General features: G+C 34.7%; 11 protein-coding genes. 4 read left to right on the forward strand and 7 right to left on the reverse strand.

Annotated elements, in window-relative coordinates; translation table 11 throughout:
- Window positions 1–66: 66 nt before the first annotated feature.
- The gene (gene lepA, locus HZR84_02365) at window positions 67–1,857 is read right to left on the reverse strand and encodes an elongation factor 4 (GenBank protein QNL20833.1); all 1,791 of its coding nucleotides are present in this window, start codon (window positions 1,855–1,857) and stop codon (window positions 67–69) included.
- A gap of 189 nt (window positions 1,858–2,046) precedes the next feature.
- Here lepA and HZR84_02370 point away from each other — a divergent pair, with 189 nt between their 5' ends.
- Both HZR84_02370 and HZR84_02375 read left to right on the forward strand, forming a co-directional pair.
- A complete protein-coding gene (locus HZR84_02370; protein ID QNL20834.1) occupies window positions 2,047–4,254 on the forward strand; it encodes a patatin-like phospholipase family protein in 2,208 nt (735 codons plus the stop codon).
- A 10-nt stretch (window positions 4,255–4,264) separates the two neighbouring features.
- Complete coding sequence (locus tag HZR84_02375) at window positions 4,265–6,637, forward strand: hypothetical protein (protein ID QNL20835.1); 2,373 nt, start codon at window positions 4,265–4,267, stop codon at window positions 6,635–6,637.
- Here the strand turns inward: HZR84_02375 and hemG are convergent.
- Window positions 6,621–7,961 carry a protoporphyrinogen oxidase gene (gene hemG / locus HZR84_02380; GenBank protein ID QNL20836.1) on the reverse strand — a complete coding sequence of 447 codons (1,341 nt, stop codon included), beginning with the start codon at window positions 7,959–7,961 and terminating at the stop codon, window positions 6,621–6,623. The genes HZR84_02375 and hemG overlap by 17 nt on opposite strands.
- Window positions 7,961–9,319 carry an oxygen-independent coproporphyrinogen III oxidase gene (gene hemN / locus HZR84_02385; protein ID QNL20837.1) on the reverse strand — a complete coding sequence of 453 codons (1,359 nt, stop codon included), beginning with the start codon at window positions 9,317–9,319 and terminating at the stop codon, window positions 7,961–7,963. Before hemN ends, hemG begins: the two co-directional genes overlap by 1 nt.
- Before the next feature lie 432 nt (window positions 9,320–9,751).
- On the opposite strand from hemN, the gene HZR84_02390 reads away from it, so the two are divergent.
- Both HZR84_02390 and HZR84_02395 read left to right on the forward strand, forming a co-directional pair.
- Window positions 9,752–10,504, forward strand: coding sequence for a response regulator transcription factor (locus HZR84_02390; protein ID QNL20838.1), 753 nt, complete (start codon window positions 9,752–9,754; stop codon window positions 10,502–10,504).
- Window positions 10,505–10,802: 298 nt separating this feature from the next.
- Window positions 10,803–14,165, forward strand: coding sequence for a methylmalonyl-CoA mutase family protein (locus HZR84_02395; GenBank protein ID QNL20839.1), 3,363 nt, complete (start codon window positions 10,803–10,805; stop codon window positions 14,163–14,165).
- Between the two features lie 2 nt (window positions 14,166–14,167).
- On the opposite strand, the gene HZR84_02400 is transcribed toward HZR84_02395, so the two are convergent.
- From HZR84_02400 to lpxK, 4 genes are read right to left on the reverse strand one after another with little or no spacing between them, the layout of a single operon-like run.
- A complete protein-coding gene (locus HZR84_02400) occupies window positions 14,168–14,554 on the reverse strand; it encodes a response regulator (protein ID QNL20840.1) in 387 nt (128 codons plus the stop codon).
- Between the two features lie 10 nt (window positions 14,555–14,564).
- Window positions 14,565–15,146: a tRNA-(ms[2]io[6]A)-hydroxylase gene (locus HZR84_02405; GenBank protein QNL20841.1), complete on the reverse strand. Its 582-nt coding sequence runs from the start codon at window positions 15,144–15,146 to the stop codon at window positions 14,565–14,567.
- Window positions 15,147–15,157: 11 nt separating this feature from the next.
- On the reverse strand, window positions 15,158–17,002 hold the full coding sequence (locus tag HZR84_02410; GenBank protein QNL20842.1) for a hypothetical protein: 1,845 nt from the start codon (window positions 17,000–17,002) through the stop codon (window positions 15,158–15,160).
- Window positions 16,999–18,033, reverse strand: coding sequence for a tetraacyldisaccharide 4'-kinase (lpxK, locus tag HZR84_02415; GenBank protein ID QNL20843.1), 1,035 nt, complete (start codon window positions 18,031–18,033; stop codon window positions 16,999–17,001). Before lpxK ends, HZR84_02410 begins: the two co-directional genes overlap by 4 nt.
- Window positions 18,034–18,064 lie beyond the last annotated feature (31 nt).

An 18,064-nucleotide genomic window follows, 5' to 3' on the forward strand; every position in this document is an offset into this window, starting at 1 on the left:
AACTAATTCTAAAATTCTATTAAATAGCAATTACTCAAAAATATCTTAAAGGAGCTAAAATTTGAATTAATTGTCCATTTTCAAGACAGCCATAAAAGCTTCCTGTGGTATTTCAACATTGCCTACCTGTCTCATTCGTTTCTTACCTGCCTTCTGTTTTTCAAGTAATTTTCTTTTTCGGGTAATATCACCGCCATAACACTTTGCAGTAACATTTTTCCTTAATGCCCTAACAGATTCTCTGGCGATTATTTTAGTTCCTATAGCTGCCTGAATGGCTATTTCGAATTGTTGCCTTGGAAGCAGTTCTTTCAGTTTTTCACATAACCTCTTCCCCCATTCATAAGCTTTATCTCTATGAACGATAGCAGAAAGTGCATCTACTTTATCACCATTTAACAAAATATCCAGTTTACTCAAATTGGATTTGTCATAACCCGTTAGTTCATAATCAAGCGAGGCATATCCTCTTGAAATTGTTTTGAGTTTATCAAAAAAGTCAAAGACTATTTCAGCAAGAGGTAATTTAAATGTAAGTTCTACCCGGTCAGAACTTAGGTAGACCTGATTCTTCAATTCACCTCTTTTGTCAATACACAAAGACATAATATTCCCTACATACTCAGATTTACTTATAATCTGTGCCCGAATAAAAGGCTCTTCAACAAAGGATATATTTGTGGGATCAGGCATTTCTGAAGGCGCAGAAACCGCAATTTGACTTCCATCGGATTTAGTAACCATATATCGTACTGAAGGCACCGTGGTAATTACCGTCATATCAAATTCGCGCTCGAGCCTTTCCTGTACTATTTCCATATGCAGCATTCCAAGAAAACCACATCGAAATCCAAAACCCAATGCCATTGAAGTTTCCGGTTCCCAAACAAGAGATGCATCATTTAACTGAAGCTTTTCCATACAGGATCGAAGTTCTTCAAATTCAGTTGTATCTACTGGGTAGATACCCGCAAATACCATTGGTTTCACATCTTCAAAACCCTTTATTGCACTGCTGCAGGGCCGATCAAGATGTGTTATAGTATCCCCTACTTTAACTTCTTTGGCCTGTTTGATACCGCTTATTAGGTAACCAACGTCTCCAGTGCCTACTTCTTTAACAGGGAAATGCTTAAGTTTTAAGGTGCCGATTTCATCCGCTTCATATTTTTTACCTGTATTGACGAATTTTACCTTGTCCCCCTTTTTGATGGTTCCATTTTTAACTCTAAAGAAAACCTCTATTCCCCTGTATGAATTAAAAACCGAATCAAAAATTAATGCCTGAAGAGGTGCATCAGGATCGCCTGAAGGAGCGGGAATCCTTTTGATAATAGCATGTAGGATATCCTGAATTCCGATTCCTTCTTTTGCACTTGCATGAATAATATCCTCTTTATCACATCCAATTAGTTCGATGATTTGATCGGACACTTCATCAGGCATAGCTCCGGGAAGGTCAATTTTATTAAGAACAGGAATTATTTCAAGATTGTGGTCAATGGCCAGATATAAATTTGAAATGGTTTGGGCTTCAATTCCCTGAGCTGCATCTACTACAAGAAGAGCGCCCTCACAAGCAGCTATTGCTCTCGAAACTTCATACGAAAAATCCACATGCCCTGGTGTGTCAATTAGGTTTAGAATGTAATTTGTATCATCCTGCTCATATTCCATTTGAATTGCATGGCTTTTAATGGTTATTCCCCTCTCCTTCTCAAGATCCATATCATCAAGAACCTGGGCCTGCATTTCCCTTTCCGTAATGGTATTGGTTTTTTCTAATAATCTATCGGCCAAAGTAGATTTACCGTGATCAATATGGGCGATGATGCAAAAATTTCTAATATTTTTCATAAATCTTTAATGGAGCGCAAAATTAGTAAAACAAACAATCTGTACTATTTTATATCTTTCCATTATTGAATTAATAATTGAATAAAGAATCTTATCTTATAAGCAAAATTGAGATCGCGAAGTTTGAAAAATACTAAGAACTGGAATAAGATATTTTATTTCTTTCCATTACAGCTCCTTATATTGAATTTGAGAAAGAATCAAATTCTCCTTCTTTTCTGGCTAATAATTTTCGCCGTAACTGTTGAGGGAATAGGAAGTGGTCTTGGTATACCTACGCTTTTTCTGGACCCTGAGTACAATGGCGATACTGGATTTGTCAGTTTTGCGCTTTTAGGTTTATCACTGGCAGGTTTTACAATGGCCTTTAACATCGCCAATTATATACTTGATAGCTATCGTTTTAACTTTTTAGGCTTTATCAGAAGGCCATTCACACACTTTTGTATTAACAATTCAATAATCCCGATAGCCTATCTCATCACATTTACTATTTCCGTTATTTTTTTTCAAAAGGAGCAAAATGTTTACTGGATAGATATACTAATAAAAGTTTTAGGTTTCTATTTCGGTTACTTTTTCACACTTTATCTTATCATTTTATATTTCGGAATTACAAACAAGGACTACATTAAAAACTTTGTCAATGAAGTTGATAGAAATCTTAAAAAAACACCATTATCACGCCAAAATATTCTAAAAAGACTGAATGCGGTCAGAAAAGGAAATGTTGTTAAAATTAATTCCTATATCAGAATACCTTTCAAATTTGTAAACGTTAAACCAACAAAGCGATTTGACAGAGAAGCACTAGTCCATATTTTTGATCAAAATCATTTAAATGCTGTTCTTTTTGAGATAATCTCATTTATCCTGTTTATGGTCATTGGACTTTTTAAGGATTATCCAATTTTTCAAATTCCCGCGGCTTCATCTGCACTTTTGTTAGGCACCATTATTATTATGTTTATTGGAGCATTTACCTATTGGCTAAGATCCTGGGCTCTCACTTTTTTAGTGATACTTTTTCTGATTCTCAACTACACTGTTCAATACGGATTTTTTCAAAAGCAAAACTTTGCATTGGGTCTTAATTATGAGATTCCACCTGTAGAATACAATTTGGATAACATTAAGAAATATAATACTGACTCCATCTATACACAGGATAGTCTGTATACAATTAAGATACTTGAAAACTGGAAAAATAAATTTATAGGCCCTGAAAAACCAAAAATGATTTTTATCGCTACAAGCGGAGGTGGTCAAAGGGCTGCTGTATGGACCTTAAGAACACTTCAATATGCAGATAGTGTCACTCAAGGTAAATTAATGCAACATACACAATTGATTACTGGTGCCTCTGGTGGAATGATAGGAGCGAGCTATTTCAGAGAGCTTTATTACAGGGCACAACATAACGATATTTCAAAGTCTTATTGGTCTAATGGTTTCGTTGACAAAATCTCCTTGGATAACCTGAATCCCATCATATTTAGCATGGTTGTGAGTGATTTATTTTTAAGAGTTCAGAAAACTGAATTTGAGGGTATGTACTATTATAAAGACAGAGGTTATGCATTGGAAGATAAATTGAATCAAAACACAGATTACGTACTGGATAAAAAATTAATGGATTATAAATATCCCGAGCTCAGTGCTGAAATCCCTATGGTCATAATGTCTCCTGCTATGATAAACGATGGACGAAAATTATATATTTCTCCACAACCGCTTTCTTATATGAACAGAGCTGCACCTGAGTTTATGGGCACTAAGACTCCATTGATGAAAGGTGTTGAGTTCATGCGGTTTTTTGAAAATCACGGTGCGGAAAATTTACCTATGCTAACCGCCTTAAGGATGAATGCCACTTTTCCTTATATCACTCCAAATATTGATTTGCCCAGTAATCCTGTAACAGAAATAATGGACTCGGGGATTTCTGATAATTTTGGCACTTCCGATGCTGTTCGTTTTCTTTTTGTGTTCCGAAAATGGATTAAAGAAAATACATCGGGTATTATATTTATTAGAATCCGCGATACAGAACGAAATAAGCAAGCAGAAGAAAAATCAACGCCAAGTATCGTTTCCAAATTTTTAAATCCAATTTCTTCTATTTATACCATTTGGGGATCTATTCAAGAAATAAAGAATGATAATTATATTGAATACGCCGAACAGTGGATCGATAATCCTGTAAGTGTAATAGATTTTGAATATGACCCCAGGGTTTATTATTTTCCCAAAGAACCAAAACCCGATATAACCTGGAAAAGAGCAGCTTTAAGTTGGCACCTTACGGACAAAGAAAAACGAAGTATCAACAATGCCATTTACGCTCCCGTAAATCAAAATGCACTTCTGGAACTCCAAAAACTATTAATTAAATAGATTGCCCAAAATGAGAATAATTTTCACCTTGCTTTTGCTTATAGGTGCAGTTAGCCATTTGTCAGGACAATTTTACATTTCAGGAAATATTCAGGACGGAATATATGGAGATCCGGTTCCATTTTGTGAAATAATTGTTGATGACAGTCTAAGTTTATTATCCGATGGTTTGGGCATGTTTCAGATAAGTTCAACATCACAAATTTCAAAACTGACTTTTAATGCACCTTTTCACAAGGAATTAGAATACAAGGTCTTTTCTGATTCGATTGATTTGAACATTCGTCTGATTGCTTATACTGTTTTCTTACCCTTGAGGAAATCTGATGAAAGTGTTCTGGGTATTATCAAAAACTATTTAGCATCAAATTCCAAAAAATACGATCGGGAATTCAAACTCCTTCAATTTGAGCGAAATAGTTATGAAATTCTAAAAAGCAATGATATTAAAAGGTTTAAAAGGAATTTTAATAGTTATTTGGGATTATTTGGACAAAGATTAAATCATTACCCGAATGACCATTATTTGATTTATAATAGTTCACATGATCTCATTGAATACAAAAACAAATACAATTTCGAGGAAAAAACCATTTCAAGAAAGAGTATTGGAATTCAAAATTCATTTGAGTTTACAGGGGCAAATTATTTATATGAGATTTCAATTTATAATAATTTCTGGCGCATCGGATCGGTGTATTATCCAAATCCGCTTTCCGGAGAAACTCAGAAACGTTATTTATTTAGATCAACCGATACTGTACAGTTAGCTAATTCTGAATTGTTAGTGATACAGTTTTCTCCAAAGCTGAAAAATGAAGCTAACAAACTCCGCGGCTTCATCTATTTTGACAAAACGAATAACAGGGTTCACGCGGTTTGGGCTGAGAAAGCAGTGGATACGGATTCAAAACTTAGAATCAGCGCTGAATATCAGAATTTTAACGGGGTCAATGTTATAGAGTCGAGTCACCTTGTACAGAACCTTACAGGCATACAATCCTTTTCTACACAAATAAAATTGCTTAGCTCTGTAAAATACAGTTCTTACCAATTCAATTCACAGTTACAAAGCAAATACTATGATGAAATTATCAAAACCTACAGTAATGTTTCAGACTTTCACGCAGATCATTCAAGTCCTGAAAATGATTCGCTGATTAAAAATACTCAGGAGTTTTATAGTGCAAATCCTCAACTAGAAAGTGTTTATAGGGGTTTAAACTTTGGAAAAGAATTATATCAGGGAAAAATTCCAATCGGAGGTTATGAATTAAATATCCATGATATTATCGCATATAATAATCACGAGGGAATAAGACTTGGGTTGGGTATTCAGACCAAACAAAAGCTATCAAAAAGATTTAAAACAAGAGCTTTTCTTGCTTATGGATTTCGCGATGAAGAAATAAAATTCGGGGCTTCTGAAAAGATCTATTTGGATCGCAATTATTGGAACTGGATTAAAGTTTATGGTAGAAAAGATGTATTTGAATCAGGCAGTGTTGATTTCCCAATGCAAGAGTCAGATATGTTTAGAAGTGAATTGCTTAGGAGATATGGTATTAGCATTATGGATAATGAAGTGGCAATAGGAATTGGAAGCAAAGTTAGATTGACCAAATACCTGCAAAGTCAATTCGGCATTGATTATTCTATTCTTGAACCAACTTATGACTATGTTTTTCAAAACGATTCTGCCGTGGATTTTAGATATACTGAAGTAAAATTCGGATTGCGATTTGCATTTGGAGAACAAAGGATAAGGTGGGGTAGAAATCATTACCTGGTAAATAATCCTTTTCCCGAATTTTATATTCAATGGAAAAGAGGATTAAAAACCTTGGGAAGTGACTTTAATTACAATAAATACGAGTTCAGAATAAATTATCAAAAACATATCCTTGGGTTCGGAAAGTCAAGCATTCAAATAAATACAGGTTTTGCGGATCGTTCATTGCCTTATCATAAATTATATGTAGGCCGGGGAGGTTTAAGAAATTTATCTGTCGTTTTTCACAATACCTTCGAAACGATGGCTTTTAATGAGTTTCTGTCAGACAGGTATTTTTATCTTTTCTACTCGCATAATTTTGGGCCGTTGTTTTTTTCATTTCTCAATCATTATCCAAGTCTGGAAATGCTTCATAACTTTGGGATAGGTGATTTGAATCACCCAGCCGACCATGGCTTAATTGGATTTAATATTATGAATAAAGGTTATCTCGAGTCCGGTCTCTTTGTCAATGATATTTTAATAATTAATACAGCAGGATTAAAGACGGGTTTAGGTACTGGATTCTTTTATAGATATGGGGCATATCAAAATCCGGACCTGATAAAAAATATTGTTCTAAAAGTATCTCTTAATCTTGATCTATAAGAAACTCAGATAACTTTTTAGATTTTTTCATACAATCTCCTATGGAAACCCCTTCGTAATAATTGCCTAATAGAAAATAATTTTTATTAGCCTTGTGGAATTTTTTAATGTTTTTAACTACTCTTTCATACCCAGAATTGTATTGAGGTATTGCTGCAGGCCAGGAAAAATGATGGATAAAATCGGGCCTGGCATTGATTCTGAAGGTTGAGTTAAAATCCTCAATCACTTCATCTCTTATTTTTCGATCAAAATTTAGTGCATAATTTGGGTTTCGCGCCCCTCCTATTAAAAGTGTAAAAAGTCTGAAACCTTTAGGCGCTGTATGTGGAAAAATATCGCTATTAAAAATACAACCGAGATATTTTTTATCAGCCATTTTATTATTTAAAAGTCCAAAACCCTTAGGAACCTTAACGGTTTCACTTGTTTTATATCCGAGATGCAAACTTACCACAGGGACATATTCAATTTCAGGAAAGGACTCATTAAGATTAAAGCTTTTTGCTGTTTCTTTTAAGGCTCTCGTATCTACAATATAATTGGAAGTAATCGTCCTAGTCGTATGCTTACTGCTGATTTTGATATGAAAATTACCTGAATTTTGTTTCTTTATACTCTGTACTTCAGCATTTAAAATCAAGCTATGGTCGATTTGACTTGATATGCTTTGAACTAGTCGGTTCAAGCCTCCTTCAAAACTAAATATTCCTTCATTTTTTGAGTTATTCCCGCGTTCGGATGTAAGCCCTTTTATCAGGCTCCCCTTTTCATTATCTGCCTTAAATAAAGCGGGAAAGGAGTATTTAAAACTCATTTTACTGATATCACCGGCGTATATTCCGGTAACAAACGGATCAATAAAATTTCGGGTGACATTTTTACTAAATTTCTTATTGAAATAGTCTTCAACTGTAATACTTTCATTTGAATAGGACGTTTTTGAAAAAACATCCTTTATTATTTGCCATTTATCATAAAATGTAATCAGTTGAGAACTGAAAAAACTAAAAGGACCCGAGGGTATTTTGAATATACCATTTTCGGTATTTACGAACCTGTTCTTTCCAATTGATTTACTGGCAAAAATGATTGATTTTAAAAGGTTTAAGTCAAATAAAACTTCCTTTAGAGCGGGTTCTTTTAATAATACCGTGTTTGGGCCACACTCTAATGTGAAATCATCTTTAATCAGAGTTTTGATTTTACCACCCGTTTCACTTTCTTTTTCCAACAGGATAAAGTCTATTCCGGATTTCTTGAGAAAATGCGCCAGGCTTAAACCTGTTATTCCAGCACCAATGATTACAATTTTTGTGTCCATTATATGGTCATGGAAAACAATTGAGTGCTCGGCTTATTTCGATACAATCTCAAGTCGAAGGACATGCAAATATTTCTAATAAAGGGCAATCCTTTTTCCAGGATCTTTATTTGACTACCTGATAGTTTAATTAGATTATCTTCTAGGAGTTCTTCCAATCGCTCAAGAATTCCAGTTTTAATATCAGGTGGCAAATCCTCTATATTCGTTTCAAAGCGACACATAAGATCCAGTATTTTTGCCCGGATTTTTAAATCTTCATTGTTGAGAATATGACCTCGGAATATTGGTAATTCATTCTTGTCAATTCTTTGATAATAATCCTCAAGGCCTTTTTCATTCTGTGCAAAGGCAGACCAGGTATCTCCAATCGCCGAAACACCTAAGCCAATCATTAGTTTTGATCCGGAAGTGGTATAACCCATAAAATTTCTGTGCAGTGTTCCACTTTTAAAAGTTTTGTATAATTGATCGTGTGTCTTTGAAAAATGATCCATCCCTATTTCAAAATATTCATTCAATTCCAGCAGTTCTCTTCCTTTCTCATAAAGGAGTCGCTTTTCATCATTTTTAGGAAGATCTTCTTCTGAAAATCCTCTTTGCCCTACTCCTTTTATCCAGGGTACATGTGCATAGGAGTAAAAAGCAATTCTATCAGGACTCAATTCTGCCGTTTTATTAATTGTATTTTCAATTGAGCTTAATTTTTGGTGAGGCAGTCCAAATACCAAATCGTGGGAAATTGACTTGAAACCAATCTTTCGACTCAATTCGGTGATCCTTTTTACATTGTCAAAAGGTTGAATCCTGTTAATCGTTTTCTGTACAATTGGGTCGTAATCCTGTACTCCGTAGCTACATCTTGTAAAACCGAGATCATAGAGTACTTTTAAGTGGTCTTCCTGAGTATTATTTGGATGACCTTCAAACCCAAATTCATAGGTATTGTGTATTTTAGAATTTTTCAAAATCCCATTTAACAAATGCTGTAAATTTTGAGGATTAAAAAAAGTCGGTGTTCCACCTCCAAGATGGATTTCGCCAATCACTGGTTCAGTACCAAAAATTTTCAGATACATTTGCCATTCTTGGAGCAACGCATTAATATATTTTTCTTCTACATTGTGGTTCTTAGTAATTCGTTTGTTGCATCCACAAAACGTACATAGGCTTTCACAAAATGGCAGATGGATATATAAACTAATTCCTCCATTATTGTTTTCTGAATTAAAACTGAGTTTCATATGTCTTTCCCATTCCTCTCCAGTAAATCCATCATACTCCCAATAGGGAACTGTAGGGTAACTTGTGTATCTGGGACCGGGAACATTGTATTTATTAATAAGACTACTACTCATAAATTTTTTTTATCAAAATCAGCAAAAAACACCATTTAATTTTGGAACTATTTGATAAATATTTTTTATATTCATTTGCTGCTTCAGAAAGGAAGAATGCTATAAAGGTGCAAATGAATACTTGCAAATTATATCGAACAACAAAAAATCCAATTAATTATTATTCCAGTTCTATAAATCTTCCTTTAATACAATTTTCAAATAGTTTAGTTACCAAATCAAATTCAATTAATTCTGAATTTGAGCTGAAGTTTAAATCTTCATTTCAAACAGGATTAAGATTAAATTTTACCAACAACCTTGATACAGGAAAATTTACCATCCTTAAATCAAAACAATTTCCATTAAGTTCATTATTTACAAAACCGTTAATTCCGGATTTGTTACGGATGTTCTGTTGGTGCTATATATTAATCTTAATTTATTACGAACATGAAGATAAAGACTATTCTCATCGATGAAGAGAGGACAGCTTTAAATTGCTTGAAATCTCAACTTAAAAATTATGCGCAAAATGTTGATGTAGTAGATACTGCATTAGGAATAGAAGATGGGTATGAAAAAATTATATTTTCTAAACCGGATTTAATCTTTTTAGACACAGCATTTCAAAACGGAACAGGCTTTGATCTTTTAAAAAAGTTTGATACCATTAATTTCAAGGTGGTTTTTACGACTTCAAATGATCAATATGCGTTGGATGCCTTTAGAGTAAATGCTCTAGACTATTTGCTCAAACCGGTAGATGAGAGTGATCTTAATGTTACCATTTCAAAAGTATGTCACTCATTGGAACATGAAGGCGACTTTGATAAGATTAATCAATTGGCCAAAGCTTATTTTAATTATTCTATTAAAAACAAAAAACTAGCAATTAAGGAATCTAAATCGATCAATTACATTGACATTGAAGAAATAGCTCATTTGAAAGCCGATGGGAATTACACCAATATCGTTCTTAAATCCGGACGAAGTTTAGTGTCTTCCAAAGTATTAAAGCATTATGATGCCTTACTTTCAGACTATGGCTTTTTAAGAGTGCATAGATCCAATATGATTAATCTTAATTATGTCAAAGAATTCAGACACAGATATGGGGGAAGTATCGTTTTGGAAAACGATGATGAAATAAACATTGCACCGGATAAAAAGAAACTCTTTTTCGACAGTTTAGGGATGTGCTAATTAAATAGCTTTAATTTTCACACAGTATAATGATATATTCATCAATGATATCCTACCTTTTATTAATTAATTGTAACTTTTTAAATAAATAATTTGTAAGTTTAATTAATAAAAGTTGCATGAAAAATGACTGAGTAATTCAGCTTTTAGTTTTTCAAGGTTGTAAAAAGAACGGTTTATCCGTTCTTTTTTTTGTTTGATCCCTTCTGTGGCATAGCAATCCAAATTTGATTATTTTTGTATTTCAATAGGATTAACATAAATCAATTCTAAAGAGAGTTGAAATTATTCTTTTATAATGCCAAATACTAAATCTTACAGCCCAAAAAATAAAATAAGAATCGTCACTGCTGCTTCTTTATTTGATGGTCATGATGCCGCCATTAATATCATGAGAAGAATTATACAAGCAACGGGTGTTGAAGTTATTCATCTAGGCCATGACAGGAGTGTCGAGGAAGTGGTAAACTGCGCGATTCAAGAAGATGCCCAAGCTATTGCTATGACTTCTTATCAAGGAGGGCATACTGAATATTTCAAATACATGTTTGATCTGCTAAAAGAGAAGAATGCAGGACATATTAAAATATTTGGTGGCGGAGGCGGCGTGATTCTCCCTGAAGAAATCAAAGAATTGATGGATTATGGAATAACCAGGATTTATTCACCTGATGATGGCAGGTCCATGGGATTACAGGGGATGATAAACGATATGGTTGAAAAATGTGATTTCCCTACAGGTAACCAATTAAATGGTGAGGCCGGCCATTTAATTGATAAAAACCAAAATGCTATAGCCAGGTTAATTTCCGCAGCAGAAAACCATCCGGATGTTTACAATGAAGAAATTCAAAGAATCAAAGATCTTTCCCTAAAATCAAAGTCTCCAATACTGGGAATTACGGGTACGGGTGGGGCCGGAAAATCGAGTTTGGTAGATGAACTTGTTCGACGGTTTTTAATAGACTTTGAAGATAAAACACTGGGAATAATTTCTGTTGACCCCTCCAAAAGGAAGACAGGTGGTGCATTGCTAGGTGATCGCATAAGAATGAATGCCATAAAGGATTCAAGGGTTTATATGCGTTCTCTGGCAACAAGACAATCCAATTTAGCCTTGTCAAAGCATGTGAGTGAAGCTTTGGATATCTTAAAAGCGGCTCAATTTGATCTGATAATTCTGGAAACATCGGGCATAGGCCAAAGTGACACCGAAATTCTCGACCATGCGGATTTGAGTTTATATGTCATGACTCCCGAATACGGTGCAGCGACTCAGTTAGAAAAAATTGATATGCTCGATTTTGCTGACCTGATTGCACTTAATAAATTTGATAAGCGGGGAGCCCTTGATGCTATTAGAGACGTAAAAAAACAGTATAAGCGAAATCATCAGCTCTGGGATGCTAAGGATGAGGACTTGCCCGTTTTTGGAACCATTGCCTCGCAATTCAACGACCCGGGGATGAATTCCCTTTACAAAAGCGTGATTGAATCCATCAATGCAAAGACCAAGACTAATTTCAAATCGGAATTTGAATTGACTGGAGGCGTATCAGAAAAAATCTACATCATTCCTCCAAAGCGCACACGATATTTATCTGAAATTTCTGAGTCAGTAAGAAATTATAATCAATGGACAGACAAGCAAAGCGATATTGCTGAAAAACTTTACGGACTTGATACCGCAATTAAAACATTAAATGAGGAGAATCAGGATGTTAAGGAAAAGTTAAAGAATATTTATCAGAGCATTGAGCTTGAGCTTGACCCTAAAAATAAAAAACTGCTTGAAAACTGGGAAAAAGAATCGGGGCGTTATAAGAAATCTGTTTACTCGTTTAAAGTAAGGGATAAGGAAATTGAAGTGCCTACAACCGTTGAATCACTTTCTCATACAAAAATTTCTAAAGTGGCTGTTCCCAATTACAGAAGTTGGGGAGATATTTTAAAATGGAGTCTTCAGGAAAACTTTCCGGGAAGGTTCCCATATACCGCAGGTATTTATCCATTTAAAAGAACCAGTGAGGATCCAACAAGAATGTTTGCGGGAGAAGGCGGGCCTGAAAGAACCAACAAGAGATTTCATTATTTAAGCGCTGATATGCCTGCTGCAAGGCTATCTACAGCCTTTGATTCAGTAACACTTTATGGAAATGATCCGGATCATCGACCTGATATTTATGGTAAAATCGGCAATTCAGGTGTTTCTATTTGCTGTCTTGACGATGCAAAAAAATTGTATTCGGGATTTAATTTATGCGAGCCAAGTACGTCAGTATCAATGACAATTAATGGTCCTGCTCCAATGCTTCTGGCCTTTTTTCTGAATGCTGCTATCGACCAGCAATGTGAATTATATATTCGGGAAAAAGGAATTGAAAAGGATATCGAAAAGAAAATCAAGGATCTTTATAAAGGTAAGATGCGGCCGGAATACCAGGGTGATTTACCTAAAAATCATGACGGACTTGGATTGATGCTTTTAGGTGTAAGTGGTGATCAGGTATTGCCAAAAGACATTTATGAATCCATAAAGGAAAAAACGTTAAAAGTTGTTAGAGGAACGGTTCAGGCAGATATTTTAAAAGAGGACCAGGCTCAAAATACATGCATTTTCTCTACTGAATTTGCATTGCGCCTTATGGGAGATGTACAACAATATTTTATTGAAAATGCAGTTCGTAATTTCTATTCCGTTTCCATTTCCGGTTACCATATTGCAGAAGCAGGAGCTAATCCGATTTCGCAGCTAGCATTTACACTTGCCAATGGTTTTACCTATGTAGAATACTATTTAAGCCGTGGGATGGACATCAATAAATTTGCGCCTAATCTATCTTTCTTTTTCTCCAATGGCGTTGATCCTGAATACGCAGTAATCGGCAGGGTGGCGAGAAAAATTTGGTCGAAAACCCTTCGTGATAAATATGGTGCAAATGAGCGGTCTCAAATGCTTAAATACCATATTCAGACTTCCGGTAGATCATTGCACGCTCAGGAAATTGATTTCAATGATATCAGAACTACGCTTCAGGCACTCTATGCTATTTATGACAACTGCAATTCCTTACATACAAATGCGTACGATGAAGCAATTACAACACCAACCGAAGACAGCGTAAGACGAGCAGTGGCCATCCAGTTGATTATTAATAAAGAACTCGGATTGACTAAAAATGAGAACCCAATACAAGGTTCTTTTATAATCGAAGAACTTACTGATTTAGTAGAAGAAGCAGTTCTTGCTGAATTTGATAGAATTACTGAAAGAGGAGGAGTACTTGGTGCAATGGAAACCATGTATCAAAGAGGAAAAATTCAAGAGGAAAGCCTTTACTATGAAACGCTAAAGCACACCGGTGAATACCCAATTATCGGTGTGAATACATTTTTAAATTCTAAAGGTTCACCAACAATAATTCCAAATGAAGTTATCAGGGCCACAAGAAATGAAAAGGAATATCAAATAGAGATGCTGGAGCGGCTTCAAATGAGAAACTCTGATAAATCAGAAAATGCATTGAGTAAAATACAAGATGCTGCAGTCAAAAACGAAAATATATTCGAAGAATTAATGAATGCCGTCAAATATTGTTCATTGGGACAAATCACTTCTTCGTTATTTGAAGTAGGTGGTCAGTATAGAAGAAACATGTAATATCAGCTATTCGCTTTATTTATTCGAAATTCCGTAATTACTTTCTCCAAATTGGTTAATTGGTTATCGGATTTAGTCATAAATGTTCTTGCACCGTATTTTTGACCTTGCTTAAGCCAGTGGGTATTTTCTACACCAGACATCATTATAATGGTGCATTTTGGATAATTTTTCTTTAAAACGCGAAGCGCCATAAGTCCATCCATAACCTCTGTGCCTACACTTAATTGGTAATCCAGAAAAATTATACCCGGGTCAGTATTTAAACTATTTAAAGCTCTTTCTGCACTTTTATAGGACTCGACTTCAAAACCATAGGTAAAAGATAATTTGTGCTTTAATGCCTTGGCAAATAATGGATCATCATCTATAATAACTGCTTTATCCATATAATAAACTTTAGTGCATTCTATCGCCTCGAACTGTAAGCATGGATATAATCATTTTCTCCTCTTCTAAAAACTCCTCCCAACGCTTTTTAACATATTCAAGAGGCATGTATTTCTTTGCAAGGTCGATAAAATTTCTATAATGACCGGCTTCTGATACCATGAAATCATAATAGAACTTTCTTAAATACTCTTCCGGATGGTTTTCATATAATAATTTAAAGCGCTCACAACTTCTGGCTTCAATTAATGCATTTAACAGTAGTTTCTCTACAAGTTGTTGTTCTCTACTCCCCCCTTTTCTTATTGATTTATTTAATTCTGCAACATATTCATCCTTTCTTGCCTTACCCAAATTCATTCCTCTTTTGTTCATTTCATCAATGACTCTTTCAAAATGACTCCATTCCTCAGCAACAATAGGCGTCAATGCTTCAACTATTTCTTTTTTATCAGCGTATTGTACAATGAGAGAAATACAGGAAGAAGCTGCTTTTTGTTCACAATAGGCGTGGTCAATTAAAATTTCCTCAACACTTATTTGTGCGAGGTCAATCCACCGTGGATCTGTTGGTAATTTTAACCCTAACATAATTTTTAAAATTAATCATAAAACTGCCATCTAAAACCCAATGATACTGCATCCGGTCTTTGGACGCCCGTATAATAGGGACTTGAAAAATAACCGGGAACAGCCCAACCTTGTATGAAATATGGCACCTTGACAAATGCCTGGGCCTGGCGGAATTGGAAACTCGCAAATACATCCGGTACAATGGTCTGATCTAATCTGAATTCATCTTGTAAATGAAACTGGAAATTTGCCGGCATGTAAGCATTCCCATAATAGGCCGATCGGTAAAATGCCTCTATTCCGAATTGAATTGAGGATTTTCCACGTGTAATCCGAGATTCAAAATACAGAATTGCTTTTGAGAATAATTCCGGAAACCTAAATACATCCGGGCCTCCTGATTTTCCGTACTGAACTAATCCTGAAAAGTTTAATTTCCAAAATTTAAGACTTGTTTCTATGCCCGCATAAACAATAGCATTCTCTTTAGTCGTTTGTCTTGCTTGTGCAAATTGATCATAATAAATATAATTATTGATTCTATGAAAATTCACAAAAGGTTTAAAGGTTTGCTGGCCAATTCGAAAACGGTATGATGCATTTAAGTTATCGCTTAGTGTTCGGTTAAAATCATTGTTCCAGATAAAATGATTGCTGTTAAAACGATTTTGTACGATATCCGGTGAATAGTAAATTCTACTTAAAACCACGTTGAATTTTTTTCCACTTATATTTAATCCAATTCTGTAATCTCCGGGTAATTGACTTTCACCACTTATTCTTATATCCAAACTATCTATGGCTGAGTTAATTTTTTTTCTCAATACCCCGCCGACAAACAGTTCCGTATTCCATTCATTGCTAAAATTGCTGTAAAAGTATCGATGCCTCATATAGCCGCGATAGAAAAATCCCTGTTTAAAACTTCCTCCCAGACCCATTTTATTTTCATACAAGGAATACTGAGTTGTAAAAAGTGTATTATCTATACTTTGGTAATAAGTGAAATTATAAAATGTATCAGTGTTTGCTAATGAATTATCCGTAAAGCGGTCCTTGATATTTACACGGTCAAATTCATGGAAAAGTCTGAAATCAGAGGTTGAGTCGCGTAATATTTTAAAATGTTGATAGAGGTGGTGATTATTTCTTCTTTCCCAGGTGAAAGCATCATTTAACCAGACATTTGCACTTTGGTATAAATACAAATCTTCCGGAATTCTATCAGATAATAAAGGCCTAATCCCACCTTGTTCTTCTACTTCATGGCTTAGGTGAGAATAATGATAAAGAACTTTGTACCTTCCATTTTTAGATCTGTAATTAGTATTGTAAATAAAACTCCAATGCTCAACCAGCCGGTCTCTTCCGACATTAGCTAAACTTTTATCGGATGTAAATCGGTCTACTTTGAACGTTGAATTAAAATAGGGCCCGATATTTCTGGAAAATTCTGCTTTTAAATTGGAAAAATTATTTGCCCCTTGTACATATTTTAACTCTGTGAATGGCGACCTTGTATTAAAATACCTGACTTCATCGGGACTCTCAAAATACTCATCGTAAATATTGATTCCGTAGTTGGTTCCGATGTTCGTTCTTGCTTTATAGAATACCGGAAACAAAGCAGAACCCAAATTTCCAAGATCCTGATAGAGATTATTGTTTATTGTTTGCCAGTTATATCTATGGACAAAATTGATGCTTGTATCAGGATTGTACTGGTTTAGTTCACCATCTATTACATCTTTTTCATGAAAATAAAATGTAGTATTTTGATTGTAAACCTGTTTCGTGGAATCGTCGAGAATTTGCGCCTCTGAAACCAATGAAAACAAAACCGTAAATGATATGATATAGCATTTTTTTATCATTTAATTGATTTCTGAATCGTTTGTAAAAATTCATCTTCATTATTTAAAAATGCTACCTCTACCGGTAAATAATATGCTTTGTGCTTTTGAAAAAAATCTTTGAATCGAACATCATTGAGTTTTACATAATCTTTCTCTGTGCACAGAATTGCAGCTTCGGGATATTTCTTTAGCCATGCTTCCATATCTTCAATATCATCTGAAAAATAATCGTAATGGTCTGCGTATTTTTTTTCAAAAAGGATCTCAAAATTTTGTTTCACATGTTCTACAAAAGGATTTGAATCGGCCAGTCCAGAAACTAAAATAACTTGTTTGGGACATTCTTTATCGGATCCGGAAAAAGAATGAGGCCGCCCGTAATTTAATTTGGTGAAAAAAATTGGCGTATTGTTTTTTGCAAAGTTTAAAACTTTACGTTTGATTGATTCCTGTATCTCTTCAGGCAAATCATCCGGACATTTAGTTATTACAACGATATCAGCTCTTCTTGCCCCATAATGAGGTTCTCTGAGCATACCCGTTGGTAATAAAAAATCCTTGTAAAAAGGCTGTTTAAAAGTTGTAAGTAAAATGTTGACCTTAGGCTTGACAAACCTGTGTTGAAAGGCATCATCAAGAATAACTAGATTGACATCATTTTTTTCTGACAAGAGTCGAGGTATGGCAAGCGCTCTTTCTTCACAAACTGTAACGAGCGCTTTATTTTTTAATTTATTATATATCTGAAGTGGTTCATCCCCAATATCTCTCGCCGTTTTAGCATCATCGGCAATTATAAACCCTCTGGTTTCACGGCCATAACCCCGACTGATTGTCGCAATGTTATATTTATTGCTAAGTAAGTTTATCAAATACTCCACATGTGGTGTTTTGCCGGTACCTCCTACCCTTAAATTACCTATACTAATCACCGGGATATCAAATTCAATGGATTTTAATATACCGGAGTTAAACATCCAGTTTCTAACAGCTGTAATAAAAGCATAGAGTAATGAAAAGGGAAATAATAATAGTCTTACAAATATCAAATGATTAAGTATTTTGCATTTTAAATTGCGA

This window comes from Hyphobacterium sp. CCMP332 (assembly GCA_014323545.1).
GTDB lineage: Bacteria > Bacteroidota > Bacteroidia > Cytophagales > CCMP332 > CCMP332.

Excerpts from the sequence above, each read along its gene's own strand:
- HZR84_02390 (QNL20838.1), top strand. The coding sequence starts at position 9,752 with ATGAAGATAAAGACTATTCTCATCGATGAAGAGAGGACAGCTTTAAAT.
- hemN (QNL20837.1), bottom strand. The coding sequence starts at position 9,319 with ATGAGTAGTAGTCTTATTAATAAATACAATGTTCCCGGTCCCAGATAC.
- HZR84_02400 (QNL20840.1), bottom strand. The coding sequence starts at position 14,554 with ATGGATAAAGCAGTTATTATAGATGATGATCCATTATTTGCCAAGGCA.
- HZR84_02405 (QNL20841.1), bottom strand. The coding sequence starts at position 15,146 with ATGTTAGGGTTAAAATTACCAACAGATCCACGGTGGATTGACCTCGCA.
- HZR84_02410 (QNL20842.1), bottom strand. The coding sequence starts at position 17,002 with ATGATAAAAAAATGCTATATCATATCATTTACGGTTTTGTTTTCATTG.
- hemG (QNL20836.1), bottom strand. The coding sequence starts at position 7,961 with ATGGACACAAAAATTGTAATCATTGGTGCTGGAATAACAGGTTTAAGC.
- HZR84_02375 (QNL20835.1), top strand. The coding sequence starts at position 4,265 with ATGAGAATAATTTTCACCTTGCTTTTGCTTATAGGTGCAGTTAGCCAT.
- HZR84_02395 (QNL20839.1), top strand. The coding sequence starts at position 10,803 with ATGCCAAATACTAAATCTTACAGCCCAAAAAATAAAATAAGAATCGTC.
- lepA (QNL20833.1), bottom strand. The coding sequence starts at position 1,857 with ATGAAAAATATTAGAAATTTTTGCATCATCGCCCATATTGATCACGGT.